This window comes from Acidiphilium sp. 34-64-41 (genome assembly GCF_002282635.1).
In the GTDB taxonomy this organism is placed as follows: domain Bacteria; phylum Pseudomonadota; class Alphaproteobacteria; order Acetobacterales; family Acetobacteraceae; genus Acidiphilium; species Acidiphilium rubrum.
The window spans coordinates 1-19,016 of the sequence record NZ_NCJX01000039.1 but is presented as its reverse complement, the minus strand read 5'-3'; the positions used below and the strand labels follow the sequence as shown (position 1 = coordinate 19,016).

The following is a 19,016-nucleotide window of genomic DNA, read 5'->3' as shown; positions in this document are numbered from 1 at the left end:
GCCTTCAGTGGCCGGCGATCAACCGGCTGATCTGCCCGGCGAGCGCATCGATCGAAAACGGCTTGGTCAGCACATGCATCCCGGCATCCAGATGACCATGGCTGATCACCGCGGTCTCCGCATATCCCGTAATGAACAGCACTTTCAGCGCCGGCCGTTGCGCCCGCGCGGCATCCGCCATCTGCCGCCCGTTCATGCCGCCCGGCAGACCGACATCGGTAATCAGCAGATCGACCCGCACCGGCGATTGCAGGATCGCGAGCCCGCCCGCGCCATCCTCCGCCTCGATCGCGCGATACCCCAGATCGCTCAGAGCCTCCGTCACCAAACTACGCACCGCGGGTTCATCATCGACGATCAGCACCGTTTCACCCGCACCGGCCTGCACCGCATCGCTGGGCGCTACCGCAACTTCCGGCCCGGCGGCAGCACCACGATGCCGCGGCAGATACAAACACACCATCGAACCCTCACCCGGCTCGGAATAGATCCTGACCTGCCCGCCTGATTGGCGGGCAAACCCATAGATCATCGACAGGCCCAGCCCGGTGCCCAACCCGATCGGCTTGGTGGTGAAAAACGGATCGAACGCGCGCGCAATCACCTCCGGCGTCATGCCGGTGCCGTTGTCACTGACGCAGAGCGACACGTAATGGCCGGGTGCGAGGTCGCAGGCGCGCGCGGCATGGTCATCGAGCCGCCGATTGCGCGTCTCCACCGTCAGGCGCCCGCCGTCCGGCATCGCGTCGCGGCCGTTGATGCACAGGTTGAGCAGGGCGTTTTCCAGCTGGTTGGGGTCGCACAGCGTCGGCCACAACTCTTTCGTCAAGGCGAACTCGACATCGATGCCCGGCCCCACCGTCCGCTCGATCAGATCGGCCATGCTGGAGGCCAGCAGGTTGATGTCGGTCGGTTTCGGCGCCAGCGTCTGGCGGCGCGAAAACGCCAGCAACCGGTGCGTCAGCGCCGCCGCGCGCGATGCCGCACCCTGCGCGCCGGTGACATAGGTCTCAAGCGAATCATAGCGTTGCTGGCCAAGCCGGCGGTGCAGCAATTCCAGATTGCCTGAAATGCCGGTCAGCAGATTGTTGAAATCATGCGCGATGCCGCCGGTCAGCTGACCGATCGCCTGCATCTTCTGCGCTTGGCGCAACTGCTCCTCCACCTGCCGGCGATCTGTCAGATCGGTCGCCTCGGGCACCAGGGCGATCACCTCGCCGGCGACATTCAGCACCGGTCGGATCGACAGTTCGAACACCCGCTGGCCGACGGGCAAAGCGACGCTGATTTCCCGGACAAAGGTTTCCCCGCGGGCGGCAGTCGCGACCGCGGCCCGCATCAATTCAGGCATGCCCGGCGTGCCGGCAAACCACGGCGTCTCCCAGAACCGCAACCCGGCAATCTGATCCAACGTCGTGGCCGCCAGGCTCAGCGATGCAGCATTGGCTTCGAGCAGAATGCCATCCGGGGTCAGCAACCCTTGCGCCTGCGAACTCGCGCTGAAAATCGTCCGCAGGCGCGCTGCGGAATGTTCCAGCGCCTCGGCCTGTTGGCGTTCGATCGTGGTGTGCCGGCCACTGGAATAGATCAGCCCCTCTTCGACGGCGGTAACCCAGGCGAGCCAGCGCCACGAGCCATCCTTGTGCCGGTAGCGGTTCTCATGAAACGGCAGGTGGCGGGACCCAACCGAGGCCAGCCGCGCCTCGCTCGCCGGCCGGTCGTCGGGGTGGACGAATTCGAGAAAACTATGGCCGATCAGGTCATCGCGGGTCCAGCCGAGCAGATCGGTCCAGACGTCGTTGACCGCCCGGATACTGCCCGTCCGGTCCAGCACCAGTTGCAGATCCTGCGAGTTTTTCCACGCGCGATCACGCTCGCGCGTGCGCTGTTCAACTTCCTGTTCGAGCGTGGCATTCAGCGCCTCGAGCGCCTGCTGTGCCTGCAACCGTTCCGTGACGATGCGGGTCCGATCGGCGATCGCGCGGATGAAGCCGATGTCCTCGGCGGACCACTCCCGCGGCTCGACACCGGCGACAAAGTAGAGTGCGACAAACCTGCCCCGCTCGAAGATCGGCAGATTAACGAAGGATCGGACATGAATCTCAGCGAGGTTCCTGGCCCGCTCGCGGGTCCGGCCGTCCAGCCGCACATCGCTCACCGCAACAACTTCGCCGCGCCCGAGATCCTCGACATAGCGGCCGAAATCCCGCAACCGGTGCAGCCCGATCACCTCGGGGATCGTCTCGCCGTGATAATCGTGCAGCACATCGATCGTCTCGGCCGCTTGATCGACCACACCGTAACCGGCCCGGCTCACCCCGAGCGTCAGCGTCAAAGTCTCCGCCGCACAGAGCGCGATCTCATCGATCGATACCATGTCCCGCATCCGATCGCCGAGCGCCAGCAGCGCCGCCTGACGTTGCTGGGCGTCGCGAATCTGCGTGATGTCGCGCCCGACCGAAACCAGCCGTTCCGGGCTGCCATCGATGCCGGGAAGCGGCGAAATCACCACGTCCCACCATTTCGGCGTGCCCTTGTGGGTCGGACAATAGCCCTGAAACCGGCCGATCCCGCCGGCACGGGCTTCGGCCACCGCCGCGCGCGCGGCGATCAGATCCTCACCCTGCCAGACCCGCAGCCATGACGACCCCAGCACGCCGGCGAGATTGGTGATTTCCATGCTCTCGATGCCGCCGGGGCTGACGAACAGCGTGTGACCATCGAGGTCGAGCACAACAATACAATCGCGCGCCGAACGCAGAATCAGCGTATTCAGCCCGCGCGCCTCGCGCAGCGTCGCGTCGGCCGCGCGCTGATCGGTCCGGTCGCGCAGAATTTTCAGATATCCCACATGGGTACCCGCCTCGTCGCGCAACGGCATCATCTCGCCGCTGGCCCAGAAGCTGGTGCCATCCTTGCGCAGATGCCACCGCTCGTCATTGGCCCGCCCATCGGCCAGCGCCCGGCGCATCTCAACACCGGGCCGCCCCTGCTTGCGATCCTCCGGGGTAAAGATCAGCGCGACATCGCGCCCCACCGCCTCCGCGCCCGACCATCCGAAAATCTGGATGGCGCCGCTGTTCCAATCGACAATCGTGCCGTCCCGATCGAGCGCCACGATCGCAAAATCGACCGCACTGTGGAAAATCGCACGGTAGAACCGATCCGCCGTCATCTGACCGACAGCGATCGCGCCGGCTGCACCAAAAGAGTTTTCGTCGGCTTGCCGTCCTGTCACGCTGTCTCCCTGGGTTGCGCTACGCCCGATCCGTGACCAACAGCGTCTCGATGCGGTTCGCTATAAACCACCGGTCGGTTTGCGTAAACGTAAACTCTCATGAACCGCCGCCGATCGGCACGGTTTGTGATCGTCTGTGGGGCAGATGACCAAGGTTTCATGGTGGCGCGCGCGCAAACGCTTGTGATCGCGCGCCGGCTTGCCACGTCTCGTCTCAACGAAACGTTGCCGGAGAATGCCCCCTATGCCGCCATGGATCGTCTTTCGCCGGGATGCCGAGGGCGTCATCGAACGCGTCGGTGGCTTGTGGGACGCCCCGGATGCCCAAGCCGCGATCCAGCGCATGTGCAACGAGCGCGACCGCACGGATGACGGGCATTGGCTGGCCGAGCGCCCGGAAGATCAGGCCCACATCATGAACTGGGCACTCGATGAGGAAAAAAAGGGCCGCCCGAAGCGGTCATGACAACGAACCCCCACCATCAGAACGCCCCCGCCATCAGAACGGAAGCCTCCGATCATGACAAATCCGACCCATGACGATCCGCAGGACACCGACCCGCAGGACAGCGCCACGCCGGTCGCCGTGCGTGAAGCCGTCGGTATTTTCGACGATCAGGCCTCCCTACAGGCCGCGATCGACGAGTTGATGCTGGCCGGTTTCGAACGCTTCGAACTCGGCCTGCTCGATCACGACGCCGCACCCGATACCGCGCCGCATCATTTGGCGGATGATCCTGCCGTGCCCCGCAAACCCTATATCGCGCCGGAATCGGTTGGCGATGCCCAGGGCGGCCTGATCGCCGGTTTCGCGCTGATCCCCGCCATGGGAGCCGCCGCCGCAACCGCCGGCGCCGGCGCGGCAATTGCAGCCACGGCGGCGGTTACCGCCGCCACCGGCGGCGTCGGCGCCCTGGTCGGCGGTGCGCTCGCCTACGCGCTGACGCGCAAACGGGCGCGCGGCATCGCGTCGCAGGAGGACGCCGGCGGTCTGCTGCTATGGGTGCGCGTGCGGTCTGCGGCGCACGAGCGCCTGGCATTGGATATTCTCAGGCGCAACGCCGCTCACCATGTGCATGGTCACGACTGACCAGACGGCCAACACAGCACCTCAGTGGATCATTTCGCGGATCTTGCTGGCCAGCGCATGCAGCGCGAAGGGTTTGGTCATAACCTCCATGCCATGATCGAGCAGACCATTGCCCACCGCGGCCTTCTCCGCATAGCCGGTAATGAACAACACCCTGAGATCATGCTGGTTCTGCCGCGCCGCATCCGCCAACTGGCGGCCGTTCATGCCGTTCGGCAGCCCGACGTCGGTGATCAGCAGATTGATCGGATTGCCCGACCGCAGAATGCGCAACGCCGCACGGCCATCCTCGGCCTCGAGCGAGGCATAGCCCAGATCATCCAGCACCTCGCGCACCAGCATCCGGATCGCTGCTTCATCATCCACGATCAGCACCGTCTCCCCGGGTTGCGCACGCGGTATCTCAGCACTCAGCCCGGCAGCATCGGCGCTGCCGACCCCACCATGATGGCGCGGCAGATAAATCCGGATCGTGGTCCCCGATCCGAGTTCACTGTAAATCCGCAGATGCCCGCTCGATTGTTTGGTAAACCCATAAACCATCGAAAGCCCAAGCCCGGTGCCGGCGCCGAGCGGCTTGGTGGTGAAAAACGGATCGAACGCCCGCGATGCCACTTCGGGTGACATGCCGGTGCCCGAATCGCTGATGCTCAGCACCACATAATCGCCCGGCTCAAGATCGGCATGATCGGCGACATACGCGTCGTCGAGCACGGTATTGCCGAGTTCGATGCTCAGCCGCCCGCCTTCGGGCATCGCATCGCGCGCATTGATCACCAGGTTGAGCACCGCACTTTCCAACTGATGCGGATCGCACAGGATCGGCCAAACATCCGGCGCATGGGTCGTCTCGACGCGGATCGCCGGGCCGACCGTGCCGCCGATCAGCGCTTCCATGCCGCGCACCAGCGCGGTGGCATCGGTCGGCTTCGGGCTGAGCGTCTGGCGGCGCGAAAACGCCAGCAGCCGATGGGTCAGCGCGGCCGCGCGCGTAGCCGAAACCGTGGCAATATCGACATAGCGCCCAAGCTCGCCATGGCGGCCCTGAGCGATGCGCCGGCGCATGATTTCCAGGCTGCCGGTAATGCCGGCGAGCATATTGTTGAAATCATGCGCCAGCCCGCCGGTCAGCTGACCGACCGCCTCCATCTTCTGGGCCTGGCGCAACGCCTCCTCGGTGCGTTCACGCTCCGCGATCTGCTGATGCAGCGCCGCATTGGCATGGGCGAGTTCGCGGGTCCGATCCTCGACCAGATGCTCCAGCATGATCGCGGTCTGCGCCCGCGCCGCCAGATGATGGCGCACCTCATACTGCCGGCGCCGCGCGCGCAGCGCCGACCCCGCCGCACTCGACAGTGTCAGCCCATCGAGCGGGCGTTCGATCAGCGATGCATTGCGCAGCGTCGCGATCATCCGCAGCCGCCAGCGCTCCACCTCGGGGCGGACCTGCCGGCTGGTCAGCACAATGAACGGCAGGTCGGACCAGGGCGCCTGCGCGTCCACCCATGCCGCCAGAACCGCCTCACCCGCGCCGAACAAGCCTTCCTCGGCAATGAACGCCGCCGCCACGCCGGCATCGAGCGCCGCAACCAGCGCCGCCGCATCGCCGCAGATCACGCTGGCATAGCCCGCGCGCTCCAGCACCCCGGCAATCGCCGCGGCATCCCGCCCGATCGGCGCCAGCACCGCAAACCGGTCTTCATCCCTGCGATCCAACACGGCCGATGGCGCGCCAGTCTCATCCATCGCGCTCATCCATCGCGCGCGCCGCCCCCCGCCAGCAGCGGTTCGGGGCTGCCCGTGTAAACCGGGTTGCCGGACAGGATGCCGGTAAATGCGGCGAGCGGATCGCCGATCGCAATTCCCTCATGGGTCAGCCGGAACTCGCGAATGGTATGTTCATGCGCGCCGCTGCGCTTTTTCATGACCGACAGGGCGCGCCGGATCGTGCCGGCAACTTCGAAATACCGCAGCATCACCACGGCATCGCTCAGGTAACTCACATCGAGCGGTGTTTCGGTCGTCCCGATCATGCCGTGCTGTGCCAGGATCATGATGCTCAGCACACCCATCTGGCTCAGATAGCTCAGCAATTCGTGCATCTGCAACACCAGGAAGCGGCCATCCGGCATCGCGTTCAAATAACCGTTCAGACTGTCGATAATCACCACCCGCGCCTGATGCTCTTCGACCGCGGCACGCACCTGATAGGCGAACTCGCCCGGCGATAACTCGGCCGGGTCGATCTGGCGAATGCGGATCAAGCCGGAGTCCAGCGCCGCGTCCAGCGCCATGCCGAGGGCACGGGCGCGGGCGATGATGGTGCCCCGCCCCTCATCGAACGCGAACACCACGGCGCGCTCGCCGCGCGCGGCGGCGGCGACCGCGTAGGTCAGCGCGAGCGTCGATTTCCCGACCCCGGCAGCCCCCATCAGCAGTGCATTGGTGCCGCGTTCGAGCCCGCCGCCCAGCAGTTCATCGAGCGCGGCATTGCCGCTCGGCGTCCGTTCGGTGGTGAATGCGGCGTGGTGTTCCGCGGCCACCAGGCGCGGATAGATCGCAAGCCCACCGGTTTCGATCGTGAAATCATGAAACCCGCCGCGAAAGCGAATGCCGCGCATCTTGATCACCCGCAACCGCCGCCGCTCCGCGCCGTAGTCGATCGCGCATTGTTCGAGCAGGACGACGCCGTGCGAGATCGAGTGCACCTGCAAATCGTTCTGGGCGGACGACAGATCATCGAGCAGAACGACCGTGCAGCGACGACCCGCGAAAAAATGCTTCAGGGCCAGGATCTGGCGGCGATAGCGCAGCGGATTCTGCGCCAGTAACCGCATCTCGGACAGGCTGTCGAACACCACGCGGCTCGGGTTGGTCGCCTCCACCCGGTCGAACACCAGCCGCGTGGTCTCGTTCAGCTCCATCTCCGCCGGATGCAGCACCGTCATTTCGTGGTCGGGATTGAGCAGCGCCTCGGGTGAGAGCAGTTCGAACACATCGATGCCCTCGATCGACCAGCCATGCCGCTGTGCGACAACCGCGAGTTCCACCCGCGATTCCGACAGCGTGATGTAGAGCGTCTGCTCACCCCGCCGCGCACCCTCGAGCAGGAATTGCATGGCCAGCGTCGTCTTGCCGGTGCCGGGACGGCCCTCGTAGAGATAGATCCGATCAGCATCAAACCCGCCGCCCAGAATATCATCGAGCCCGGTGCTGCCGGTCGAAATGCGTGCGGGCCCCTGCGCCTCGCTGGGTTGTGTCGCGCCGGCCGCAGCGGGCACCACCTTGACCCCCGTTTGTTCGATATCGTTCACAATCAGCGCCTTATCGCCAGGGGACATGATCGTTCCTGGTTTTTCGCCGCCGACATGGCGAGCGTACCGGGCTCATTCAAGCTTGTGGCAGCGGCTCTTCCCGCAGCCATCCGCCCGCGTGATGCGGCAACGGCCGGTAATGGCGTCAATTGAATACTCACATCCAGGTCCATAATACTCAGCGCGCTGATATTTAGTTATCACGGTATTGTGATCGGTCACATGCAGAGAGGCGTATTGTCATGGTGCCGATCCTGCCGGTCGATGTCGCCGATATTATCGATTGGTCATCCTACCGATCGGCGGCGTGGCCTCGGCGGTATAACAGCGACCGGCCAAAGACTTGAGTATCGGTTTTCTGTCAAAAATATAATTTTACCGAACAATAAAGTAATATCTCAGCAATCGCCCTTCGAGCACTTGGTTTGATAATGCCCAATCACCACATCGCGAATGTTAGAAAACAGCTCTCTCGCGGATCGACTTGGCAGCTGAAATCATGGTTCGCGTGGTTTCAAGCGTTCGTCAGTCGCCGCTTCGAGCCAATCACCTGGAGGTTTCATGGGTCTCATTCTGCTGATTATCCTGATCGTCATTCTCTTTGGCGGCGGTGGTGGCTATTATGGCTACAGCCGCTATGGCGGCCGCGGACTCGGCGGCGTCCTCGGCATCGTGCTGATCGTGCTGATCGTCGTCTGGCTGGTCGGCGGCATGGGCGCAAACGGTGTCGGCATGCACTGATCGATCGCAAGGCTTCAACCCGGGCGGCGCTAGCCTGCCCGGGTCCACTACATCCCGCTGCCCTGCACCTGCATGAAATCGAGCATGGTGCGCGGGTACAGCGTGTGAAACATCCAGCCTGTCAACCCGATCGACAGCACGAACAGCGGCACGACCAGCAACAGCGAAATGGTCTTCCATCGCTGCCCGCCCGACAAATCCAGCCGGAACATCAGCACCGCCTGCGCCAGTAACGCCAACCCCCCAAGGATGGCGACAGCGATGACAAACCGCACATACGACATCTCATGCCGCAGCGTGACCATCAGCGCGATGGCCATCAACCCGACCGATGCCGCATATCCAGCGACAAACGCGATCCCACTGGCGTTGCGAACATCCGGATGATCGAGCGGATCGGCGCGATGCAGGCTCATCGATAGGCTCCGTTGAGATAGACGAACACGAACACACACACCCAGATCGAGGCCTGGAACATCCAGAAAATCCGCAGGTTGAGCAGCCGGGTGACCACCGCGGTGGTAAAGCCCTTCATGGCCACCTGAACGATCATCACCAGCATCCATAAAATGCCGAACACCATATGGATGCCATGGGTAGCGACCAGCACGAAAAACACCGACAGCAGGCCGCTCCGATCCGGTGTGGCACCCTCGGCGATGAGCACGGCAAAGTCCCGTAATTCGAGCCCCAAAAAGGCAGCGCCCAGCAGCACCGCGGCGACCAGCCCGCCGATCACAAAGGCCCGGTTGCCCGCCTTCAGCCCGACCATCGCAAGGCTGTAGGCAAACACGCTGGTGAATATGATGATGGTCTGGATGAAAGCGGCAACCGGATGCACCACATCGCGGATCTGCGGTCCGCCCGCCGCGTTATAGGGATGATCGAGCACCGCGTAGGCCGCGAACAATGCCGCGAAAAGCAGCGCATCGCTCATCATATACAGCCAGAACCCCAGCGTGTGCAGCGAAACCGGGTCCGCTTCGGGGTGATGCGGCGCCCAGAGCGGTTCCTCAGGCCCGATCAGCCGATGTGCCGTGCGGCTCATTGGAACAACGCCAGTTCGGCAACCGGGGGGCTGATATGATCGGTCACGATCCCCGTATCCTCATGGTTGCGTTCCATCCGGCGCACCGTCGCGGCCGTCAGTGTGAAACCTCTATCATCCGTGAACGAGCGCAGAATGACGAGGCCGATGATCCCGAGCAGGCTCAACCCGGCCAGCCACCAGATGCGCCAGACCATGCCAAAGCCGAACCCGAACGCCAGCGCCCAGCATCGCCGGCACGATGGTGTTGTTCGGCAGATTGATATCCTCGTAGTCGCCAGGCGATGTCGCGGTCAGTCCGCTGTCGCGCCGCATCGCCCAGGCATCGCGCCCGTGAACCACCGGGATCACCGCAAAATTGTAGAACGGCACCGGGGTCCGCGTCATCCACTCCAGCGTGCGCGAGGTTCGCCACACATCCTGGCCATGCGCCTCCTTCGCCCGGTCGCGGATACTGACGTAGATCATCTTGCAGAAATAAAACACCGATACACAATACAGAAAAATACCGAATTCCTGAATGATCAGTAACGCCTGCCAATGCGGATTGTACAGATAATCCAGCCGGCGGGTCATGCCCATCAGGCCCAGCGTGTACATCGCGGCAAACACGAACACCGTGCCGAGCGAGAAAAACGTGAAAAACCGCCGGCCGCTCCGCTCATCGAGCCGAAACCCGAACACTTTCGGAAACCAGTACATCAGCCCTGCAAAAATACCGAATACACTGACCAGGAACATGGTGTGGAAATGCGCCACCACAAACACGCTGTTATGCACCGTGTAGTTGATCGCCGGAATCGCCAGCATCATCCCGGTCAACCCGCCGACCAGCAGCAGAAACAGCGCGCCGATCGCCCATAACATCGGCGTCTCAAAGCGCAGCCGGCCGCGATACAGCGTGAGCGACCAGTTGAACACCTTCACGCCGGTCGGAATGCCGACCAGCATGGTCGAGACACTGAACACCAGATTGACGCCCGGCCCCGCACCCATCGTGAAAAAATGATGCAGCCAGACCGCCCACGACAGCCCAGCGATCGACAAGGTCGCCGCAACCATCACGGTATAACCGAACAGCGCCTTCTCCGAAAACGTCGGGATCACCTCGGACATGATGCCCCACGCCGGCAGAATGATGAAATAGACCTCAGGATGCCCCCAGATCCAGAACAGATCGGTATACAACATCAAATTGCCACCCAGACCCGCAGTATAGAAATGCGTGCCGAGATAACGATCACAGCTCAACAACGCGAGCGCCACCCCCAGCACCGGAAATGCGGTGAGCCCGATGGTCTGCGTGCTCAGCGTCGCCCAGGTGAAAAACGGCATCCGAAACCAGCGCATGCCCGGGGCGCGCATCATGATGATCGTGGTGATCAGGTTCAGCGCGCCGAGCGTGGTGCCCAGGCTGCTCAGCTGCAACGCCCAATCCCAGTAATCGACCCCCACGCCCGGGCTGTAGGGCAGTTCGGTCAGCGGCACGATGCCCACCCAGCCGGCATGCGAGAAATCGCCGATGAACAGCGAAATCATCACCAGCGCCGCACCCGCCGCGGTCAGCCACAGGCTGACGGCATTGAGGTAGGGAAACGCCATATCCCGTGCGCCGATCTGTAACGGCACAATGATGTTCTGAAACCCGGTCAGCACCACGGTGACCGCAAAGATGATCATGATGGTGCCGTGCGAGCTATAGATCTGATCAAAATGGAACGGCGGCAAATACCCATGCACCGCCTGCAGATGCGCCGCCGATCGCGGCCCATCGGCCAATAATTGCTGCGTGCGGATCATGATGCCATCGATGAAGCCGCGCAACAGCATCACCAGCCCGATGATGATGTACATCACGCCGATCTTCTTGTGGTCGAGCGTGGTGATCCACTCGCGGATCAGATAGCCCCATTTCTGATAATAGGTCATCAGCCCAACGATCGGCGCCGCCGCCAGCAGCGCAAAGGCAAACGCACCGAGCACGATCGGGCTGTCGTAGGGTATCTGCGAGAGCGTCAGCCGCCCCAGCCAGGGGTTCCAGGCACCTTGAAGATGAACCAGCACTGTTGAACCTCGATACTTTCAGGAATGCGGATAGCCCGACAGATACGGCGCGCGCCTCGCCAGGTCGCGCCGCATATGCTCGGTCAGAAACATCGGCGTCGTGTCGGTCGCACCGTTCATCGCCGCGTGCACGATCCGGCTGAACAAATGCGGCTGAACCGCCGAAAAATTCCGCGTGACACCGCGTAAATCGATGGTGGGACGCGCGATCGATCGAAACCCCGCGTAGTCGAGATGGCGCGGCGCCGCCTGCGTTTTCGCAACCCAGGCCGCAAAGCCAGCTTGCGTCATCACGCGGGTCGGAAACTGCATCCACGAAAATCCCGCGCCGCTGATATCCGCCGAAAACCCCTGCCACACGCCGGGCCGGTCAGCCCGCATCATGTCCTTGGTCCGCATCCCCGGCATCACGTCGATCATGCCGATCAGTTGCGGGATATAGAAATCATTGACCACATCGGTCGCGGTCAGTCGAAACTCAATGTTCCGCCCCGCCGGCAGGCTCAGCGTATTGAGTGTCGCGATGTGCTGATCGGGATAAATAAACAGCCACTGCCAGTCGGTCGCGACAACATCGATCACCAGCGGATTGGCTGTCCCCAGCCGATCCGGCATGGCGAGCAAGGACTTGCGTTGCCCCAGCGCGGTCGGTGCATAGGGGTTCACCAGAAACACACCCCGCCACGAAAAATACGCAAGCGCCGCCACCGCGGCGAACGGCACGCCCCACATCAAAACCTCGAGCCGAACCGAATGCGTGAAGCCGGGGTCGTAGCTTGCCTTGCGCGCGGCCCGGAAACGCCATAGCGATATCGCAACGAAAATACCGGTCGGCAGAATGATGCAGAGCATGATCAGCACATCGATCACGCTCAACCGCAACGACGTCGCCGCAATCGGCCCATCCGGATGCAGCAGCCGGAGCTGATGCCCCGAACACCCAGACAGCAACGCCAACAGTGCCAGCGGCAACAGCCGCAACCAACCGCATCGCCGCCTCATGAAATCTGCACGATGCCTCAGTTGCAAAATCGCAATCATCCCCTGCGTCAGCGCGGCTATAATGTCCGCGCGCATGCGTGGCGCTCATGGCGGGTCCCATCACGGCGCCTCAGCCCACATTGGGATGGCGCAACCGGCGATCAACGGATGCGCGCGATCAACCCGTCACAAAGCCGTCAGGCCCGGATTATCGGCGCCGCCGGGTCAGCACTGTCTGGATCAGCACGGCGATCAGCAAAAACACCCCGCTCGCCAAATTCTGATAATATGAGCTCAAATTCCCGATCTGATCGATCACGTTCTCGATCAGGCCGAGCAGCAGAACACCGGACAGCGCGCCCGCCATGGTGCCCACGCCACCCGTCAACAGCACGCCGCCGATCACCGCCGCCGCGATCGATTTCAATTCCTCACCCTGACCGGCGGTGGAAATGCCCGATGACAGATGCGCCGCCAGCAGCGCGCCGGACAGCCCGGCGAGCGTGCCGGAGACCACGTAGGTGAGCACTTTGATGCGCGCCACCGGCACACCCAGCATCCGCGCCGCTTCCTCGTTGCCGCCGATCGCAAACACCGCCACACCGTACCGGGTGCGGTTGAGCACGATGGCGGCGATCGCAAACCCGATCAATACAATCCAGATCAGATTATCGATCCCGAGGATCTGCCCGTTCGCGATCAGGCCGAACACCCCGGGCGTGGCAATCACTAGGCTGTTCTTCGCCAACACCAGCGCAATGCCGCGCACGCCGAGCAGGGCCGCCAGCGTCACAATGAACGGCGCCATCCCGGCGCGCGCGATCAACAGGCCATCGACCAACCCCACCGCGCCGCCGGCCAGCGCAGGCACCAGCAACGCCGCCCACCAGCCATAGGGCAGCGCATAGGCCGCCAGCACGGACCCGAGGCCGATCAGCGAACCCACCGATAAATCGAACCCACCCAGGATGATCACGAAGGTCTGGCCGATCGCCACCAGGCCCAGAAAGCTCGCCGCGGTACCGATGTTCTCGAAATTCGCAACCGTCGGAAAAAACGGAAAGCGCAGGCTCGCGACAATCGTCGCCAGCACCAGCACGCCAATCGCCCCGCGCGACTGGATCAGCGCGATCAACCGCGCCCGTCGCTCCGGCGCGGCGCCTTCTGCCCGTACGGCCGCGCTTGTGCCCGACACGCTCAACCCCCCGCCCGCTGCAAATACAGCGCACCGACGATAAACACCGCCTTGAGGATCTGCGCATAGCTGAAATTGATGTCGTTCATAATGAAACTCGCCCCCAGCACCTGCAACAGCAGCACGCCGAACACGCCGCCGAGAATCGAAATCCGCCCGCCGGACAGCGGCGTGCCGCCGATCACCGCCGCGGCGATCGCATCGAGTTCGTAATTGACGCCGATGTAATTGGGGTCGGATGCGCCAAGCCTAGCCGCCGCGAACACACCCGCCAGCCCCGCCAGCACGCCGCTTGCGGCATAGACCAGCAACAACGTGCGCCGCACCTTGATCCCGGCAATCATCGCCGCCGCCTTGTTCGCGCCGATGAACAGCACGTATCGCCCGAACATCGTGGTGCGGACCAGAAAAGCGACCAACCCCGCAATCGCAAGGGCAATGATCGCGACGGTCGGCACGATCCAAACGGCGCCGATGCCCAGCGCATCGAACAACCCGCCGGTCGGCAGGCTCACGCGCGAACCATCGAGCAGGGCTTCCGCGGTGCCGCGCGCGGCAACCAGCAGCGCCAGGCTCGATATCAGCGGATTGATGTCAAGCGCCGCGATCAGGCCACCATTGATCATCCCCACCACCAGCCCCGCGCCAACCCCCGCCGCCACCGCCAGCCATGAGCCGCCGGGCAGCGCCAGTGCCATCACCGCCGCGGCCAGCCCCATGGTCGAGCCCACCGACAGATCGATGCCGCGCGTACCAATGGCGAGGCTCTGCCCCAGCGTCACCAAAATGACCGGCGCCGCCTCGAACAGCAGGTTGCGGATCACGAACACGTTGCGAAAGCCAGGTGTGAAAATCAAATCGATCACGATCAACGCGGCAAACGCCACATAGACACTTTGCGCCCGCAGCAGAGCCATCGGGCTGTCATGCCCGGTCCGCGCCATCAAACCGGTGCTCATGGGTGCGCGACCGCCTCGTGCGGCTGGGCCAGCATGTCGAGCACGTCCTGCACCTCCAGCCCGTCGGTGCTGGTCGCACCGGTTACCGCCCCTTCGGTGAGCACGATCAACCGATCCGCCAGCGCCATCAATTCCTCCATCTCCGACGATGTCACCAGCACACCCAAACCTTGCTCGACCAGCCGATTGATCGCCTCATGCACCTCGGCCTTCGCGCCGACATCGATGCCGCGGGTCGGGTCATCCAGCATGATCGCGCGCGGCGCCGTGGCCAGGCAGCGCGCCAGCAGCACCTTCTGCTGATTGCCGCCCGAGAGCGAGGTGATCGGCGCATTCGGCCCGGCGGTCTTGATGCCCAGAACCTTGGTGAATTCGGCAACCATCGCCGCCTGCTTGCGCTGCGAGACGAAGCCGAACCGGGCAATGCGGGGCAGGGCGGTCGCGGTCAGATTTTCAGCGACCGACAGCTTGGGAAATATCCCCTCCGCACGCCGATCCTCGGATAAAAACGCCAGACCCGCCGCAATCGAGCGTCCGGGTGTGGGGGAGGGGACAGAGCTGCCGCCGACGCGGATTGCCCCGCCCTCTTTGGTCTCGGCGCCAAAACTCGCCTTCATCGTCTCGGTCCGGCCCGAACCGAGCAACCCGGCCAACCCAACGACTTCACCAGGCCGCACAGCGAACGATACGTCGCGCACCCGGTTGCGCCAGCGCAGGCCGTTCGCCTCGAACGCGGCGACGCCCTCGCGCGGGGTTCGTGCGGGCCGATTGCCGTGAATGGCCTCGGCATTGCGCCCAAGCATCGCGCCGATCAGCGCGGCGCGCGGCAAATCCGCAACCGCTTCACTGGCCACCACGCGGCCGTCGCGCAGCACCGTCAGCCGGTCGCATAGCCGATAGGATTCCGAAAGCCGATGGCTGACGAACAAAATCGCAATACCGTCGGCCTTCAGCCGGTCGACCACACGATACAGCGTTTCCACCTCGGTGCCGGTCAACGCGGAGCTGGGCTCATCGAGAATCGCAACCCGAGCCCCAAGCCGGACACCCCGCGCGATCGAGACCATCTGCTGCAAACCAAGACCCAGCGCGCCAAGCCGTGCGCGCGGGTCGATCGCGAGATCGTAGCGCGCCAGCAGCTCGGCCGCCGATCGCTCCATCCGCGCCCGATCGATCAGCACGCCGAACCGGCGCGGCTCGTTGCCGAGAAACAGGTTTTCGGCAACGCTGCGCTCGGGAATCAGGTTGATCTCCTGATACACCGCACTAATCCCCTGGCGCTGCGCGGCACGCGGGCTATCGAGGCGAACCGCCGTGCCGCTCAAGATAATCTCCCCCTCATCGGGCTGATAAAACCCGGTCAGGATCTTGATCAACGTGGACTTGCCGGCACCGTTTTCGCCAGCCAGCCCATGCACTTCGCCCGCCCGCAAGGCGAACGACACGTCGGATAATGCCTGCACAGCGCCAAAGCGCTTGGACACGGCGCGGGTTTCGAGGATGATATCGGACAAGATCGTATCAGTTCCGTAATTAGTAGGGCGCATCGCTCGCGAGGGCCGATTTGGCATCGGCCTGCGTGTAGAGATGATCCTTGATCACGATGGTCTGCGGCACGGGCTTGCCGTCGAACCAGTTCTGGATCTCGTGCAGCGCAATGGGCCCGAAGCGCGGATTGGTTTCATCATCGGCATAGACCCACCCGCTGACGATATCCTGCACGCCCTGCTTGGTGCCATCGATCGTCACGATCTTGACCTGACCCGGCTTTTTACCGGCATCCCGCAGCGCCGTGATCGCGCCGAACGCCATCGTGTCGCTTTGGGTGTAGACCGCATTGACATTCGGATGCGCCAGCAAAATCTGGCTCATCACGGTCTGCGCGTCGGTCGTCGACCAATTGCCGGTCTGTGCCGCAATGATCTTCATGCCCGGATATTTATGGATTGCTGCGGCAAACCCCTTGGTGCGCGCGGTCTCGACCGAATTGCCGTACGCACCCTGGATTTCGGCGATCACCGCATGGCCGCCGGTCGCCTTGGCGAGTTGCTCGCCGTCGATCTCGCCCTGCTTGTAAAAATTCGAGCCCATGAAGCTGAGATAATCGGTGCAATCAGTGCCGGCGGTGTGGCGATCGATCGTGATGATCGGAATATGCTTGCCGACCGCCTGAGCGAACGCCGGTTGCAGCCCGGTCGAGTTCAGCGGCGCGATCACGAGTGCCTGGGCACCCTGATTGATCATGCTCTCCACATCGGCGACCTGCTTGGCCTCGTTGCTGTGTGCGTTGGTATAAACGTAGCGCTTGGCATGAAACGATGCAGCCGCATCCTTGAGGGATTTGGTCTCCTCCGCGCGGAACGGATTTTCATTGCCCTGCGATTGCGAAAACCCGACGACAATGGCCGAGATTTTCATATGGTTGGGATGCGGATTGACGCAGACCGCCTTAGAGCGCGAGCGGATCATCTGCGCGGCGTGCGTCGAGGGCGACTGGGCATGCGCCACGCCCGCGAGTGCTGCGGCACAAGCGACTGATGTGACGACCCATGATGTCTTGATGGTCATTGTTGGTTTCCTCCGTTTATTGGCGGCAGCAAGAACAGGCAGAATTATCCCGACCGAACCGCATCGAACAACCTGAACCGCCGGGGCGAACACGATCACGCCGACCCAGCCTCAGACCATCCGTATAGTTCCATAATTCAGAACCGTGTTCTGGACTGAAAGATAAACGCAGTTTCTTGCATCGTCAATCACGCCTCTAATGACCCGCCGCAGCGAACCGGTCGAATGGCTTCGACCGGCCCGGGCCGACATGTTTCAGAACGGAATGTTATCCTTCAATGCCGCTGCGGCGTTCGCCTTGGTATAGAGATGATCGGTCAAAACCACGTGCTGGGGCACCGGCTTGCCATCGAACCAGTTCTGGAGCTCATAGAATGCGAGGGGGCCAAACCGTGGATTCGTTTCATCATCGGCATAGATCCAGCCGCTCACAATGTCCTGCACGCCCTGTTTGGTCCCGTCGATCGAAACGATCTTGACCTGACCTGGTTTTTTGCCGGCATCGCGCAATGCCGTCATCACCCCGAACGCCATGGTGTCCGCCTGCGCATACACCGCATTGACATCCGGATGTGCCAGCAGGATCTGGCTCATCACCTTCTCAGCGTCGGTGGTGAACCAGTTGCCGGTCTGCTCGGTCACGATTTTCATCCCCGGATACGGAGTTGCCGTAAGCGCCCTGAATTTCAGCAATTTTGGCGTGGCCACCCGTCGCCTTGGCCAGTTCTTTCGCGTCGATCTCGCCCTGCTTGAAGTAGAAATTCGACCCCATGAAACTGAGATAATCGGTGCACATGGTCCCGGCGGTGTGCCGGTCCAGCGTGATAATGGGAATATGCTTCGCCGCCGCCTGGGCAAAGGCGGGTTGCAGCCCCGTGGCATCGAGCGGCGCAATCACCAGAGCCTGCGCGCCCTGGTTGATCATGCTCTCAACATCCGCGACCTGCCGGGCTTCGTCGCTATGGGCATTGGTATAGATCAGGTGCTTGACATGAAAACTGGCAGCAGCATCGCGCACCGACTTGGTTTCGCCAGCCCGGAACGGGTTTGCATTCGACTCAGATTGCGAAAACCCCACCACCAACTTTGACAGATCGATATGCGAGGGTGACGGATTGATACACACCGCCTTCGATTGAGCCTGCGTGATTTTTGAAGGGTGCACCGCCGCGGCATTCGCCAGTGCCGTCGTACCGAGCAAAGCAGTTGTCGCCAGCAATAGCTTTCTGATGTCCATTGTTTCCTCCGTTCTGCCGCTTCTGGTGAAGCGGTCGTTTGATTGTGTTTTATCGATAACGAACGGATAAAATCATGTCAACCGAATTCGATCATCGCTGGATCGGCCGATTTTTGCCGATCGATCAACAGACCAGCGCAATGCCACGACAAATCATCATCCATATATCAATCAGCCCCGCTGATTGTCGCATTAAGTTCACCGCATCGGCTGCCCACCCACGCAATCGTGATCAGCGCGGCGGCACATCCAGCGCGCCAGCGTGAGATTCGTATCCCATGATCCCCACCATCCCACCCCCGCCACACCACCAAACCAAAGTCTAACGCCCCACCTAACAAACTCCTTTCTCACCCCCCAACCCCACCCCGTCATCGCGAGCGCAGCGCAGCAATCCAGCCCCGCCACACCCAACAACCCAAATTCTAACGCCTTGCCTAACAAAACCCTTTCTCACCCCCCGCCCTCTATGTTTATCTCCCCCCATGATCTCGAACGCGCCTTTCATGCCCGCCGACCCGTCCGAGCGCTTCGCGTTGATCTTCCGCGCCCTGCAACGCTCCGTGGCCGACAACGGCTAC

The 19,016-nt window shown here is 62.7% G+C and carries 13 protein-coding genes and 2 pseudogenes; 3 read left to right on the top strand and 12 right to left on the bottom strand.

The annotated features are described in order from the left end of the window. Window positions 1–4: 4 nt before the first annotated feature. Window positions 5–3,238 (bottom strand): PAS domain S-box protein, encoded by a 3,234-nt coding sequence (locus tag B7X49_RS09885; protein WP_286703162.1) that lies wholly within the window; start codon window positions 3,236–3,238, stop codon window positions 5–7. Window positions 3,239–3,473: 235 nt separating this feature from the next. Here B7X49_RS09885 and B7X49_RS09880 point away from each other — a divergent pair, with 235 nt between their 5' ends. Together B7X49_RS09880 and B7X49_RS09875 are read left to right on the top strand one after the other, a co-directional pair. Beyond that, entirely contained in the window at window positions 3,474–3,704 is a 231-nt protein-coding gene (locus B7X49_RS09880; protein WP_286839167.1) for a hypothetical protein, read from the top strand. Between the two features lie 54 nt (window positions 3,705–3,758). Next, window positions 3,759–4,328, top strand: a complete 570-nt coding sequence (locus B7X49_RS09875; RefSeq protein ID WP_286703160.1) for a hypothetical protein — start codon at window positions 3,759–3,761, stop codon at window positions 4,326–4,328. Window positions 4,329–4,349: 21 nt separating this feature from the next. Here the strand turns inward: B7X49_RS09875 and B7X49_RS09870 are convergent, their stop codons facing one another. Next, window positions 4,350–6,074 (bottom strand): ATP-binding protein, encoded by a 1,725-nt coding sequence (locus B7X49_RS09870; RefSeq protein WP_286703159.1) that lies wholly within the window; start codon window positions 6,072–6,074, stop codon window positions 4,350–4,352. Window positions 6,075–6,079: 5 nt separating this feature from the next. Further along, complete coding sequence (locus B7X49_RS09865; RefSeq protein WP_286703158.1) at window positions 6,080–7,669, bottom strand: ATPase domain-containing protein; 1,590 nt, start codon at window positions 7,667–7,669, stop codon at window positions 6,080–6,082. Between the two features lie 534 nt (window positions 7,670–8,203). Here B7X49_RS09865 and B7X49_RS09860 point away from each other — a divergent pair. Continuing rightward, the gene (locus tag B7X49_RS09860) at window positions 8,204–8,383 is read left to right on the top strand and encodes a DUF3309 family protein (RefSeq protein ID WP_029312932.1); all 180 of its coding nucleotides are present in this window, start codon (window positions 8,204–8,206) and stop codon (window positions 8,381–8,383) included. A gap of 47 nt (window positions 8,384–8,430) precedes the next feature. Here the strand turns inward: B7X49_RS09860 and B7X49_RS09855 are convergent, their stop codons facing one another. From B7X49_RS09855 to B7X49_RS09815, 9 genes and pseudogenes are all read right to left on the bottom strand, one after another. Next, on the bottom strand, window positions 8,431–8,799 hold the full coding sequence (locus tag B7X49_RS09855) for a hypothetical protein (protein ID WP_029312933.1): 369 nt from the start codon (window positions 8,797–8,799) through the stop codon (window positions 8,431–8,433). Next, a complete protein-coding gene (locus B7X49_RS09850) occupies window positions 8,796–9,431 on the bottom strand; it encodes a cytochrome c oxidase subunit 3 (protein WP_286703157.1) in 636 nt (211 codons plus the stop codon). The genes B7X49_RS09855 and B7X49_RS09850 overlap by 4 nt, the downstream gene beginning before the upstream one ends. Further along, window positions 9,428–11,495, bottom strand: a pseudogene (locus B7X49_RS09845) (cbb3-type cytochrome c oxidase subunit I). Before B7X49_RS09845 ends, B7X49_RS09850 begins: the two are co-directional and overlap by 4 nt. 18 nt (window positions 11,496–11,513) lie before the next feature. Beyond that, window positions 11,514–12,497 (bottom strand): ubiquinol oxidase subunit II, encoded by a 984-nt coding sequence (locus B7X49_RS09840; protein ID WP_286703156.1) that lies wholly within the window; start codon window positions 12,495–12,497, stop codon window positions 11,514–11,516. 187 nt (window positions 12,498–12,684) lie between these two features. After that, on the bottom strand, window positions 12,685–13,671 hold the full coding sequence (locus tag B7X49_RS09835; protein WP_265634778.1) for an ABC transporter permease: 987 nt from the start codon (window positions 13,669–13,671) through the stop codon (window positions 12,685–12,687). A gap of 2 nt (window positions 13,672–13,673) precedes the next feature. Continuing rightward, complete coding sequence (locus B7X49_RS09830) at window positions 13,674–14,630, bottom strand: ABC transporter permease (protein ID WP_029312938.1); 957 nt, start codon at window positions 14,628–14,630, stop codon at window positions 13,674–13,676. Next, window positions 14,627–16,144 carry a sugar ABC transporter ATP-binding protein gene (locus B7X49_RS09825; RefSeq protein WP_286703155.1) on the bottom strand — a complete coding sequence of 506 codons (1,518 nt, stop codon included), beginning with the start codon at window positions 16,142–16,144 and terminating at the stop codon, window positions 14,627–14,629. Before B7X49_RS09825 ends, B7X49_RS09830 begins: the two co-directional genes overlap by 4 nt. A gap of 19 nt (window positions 16,145–16,163) precedes the next feature. Then, the gene (locus B7X49_RS09820; RefSeq protein ID WP_029312940.1) at window positions 16,164–17,198 is read right to left on the bottom strand and encodes an ABC transporter substrate-binding protein; all 1,035 of its coding nucleotides are present in this window, start codon (window positions 17,196–17,198) and stop codon (window positions 16,164–16,166) included. A 255-nt stretch (window positions 17,199–17,453) separates the two neighbouring features. Further along, window positions 17,454–18,435: pseudogene (locus B7X49_RS09815) on the bottom strand (substrate-binding domain-containing protein). Between the last annotated feature and the right edge of the window lie 581 nt (window positions 18,436–19,016).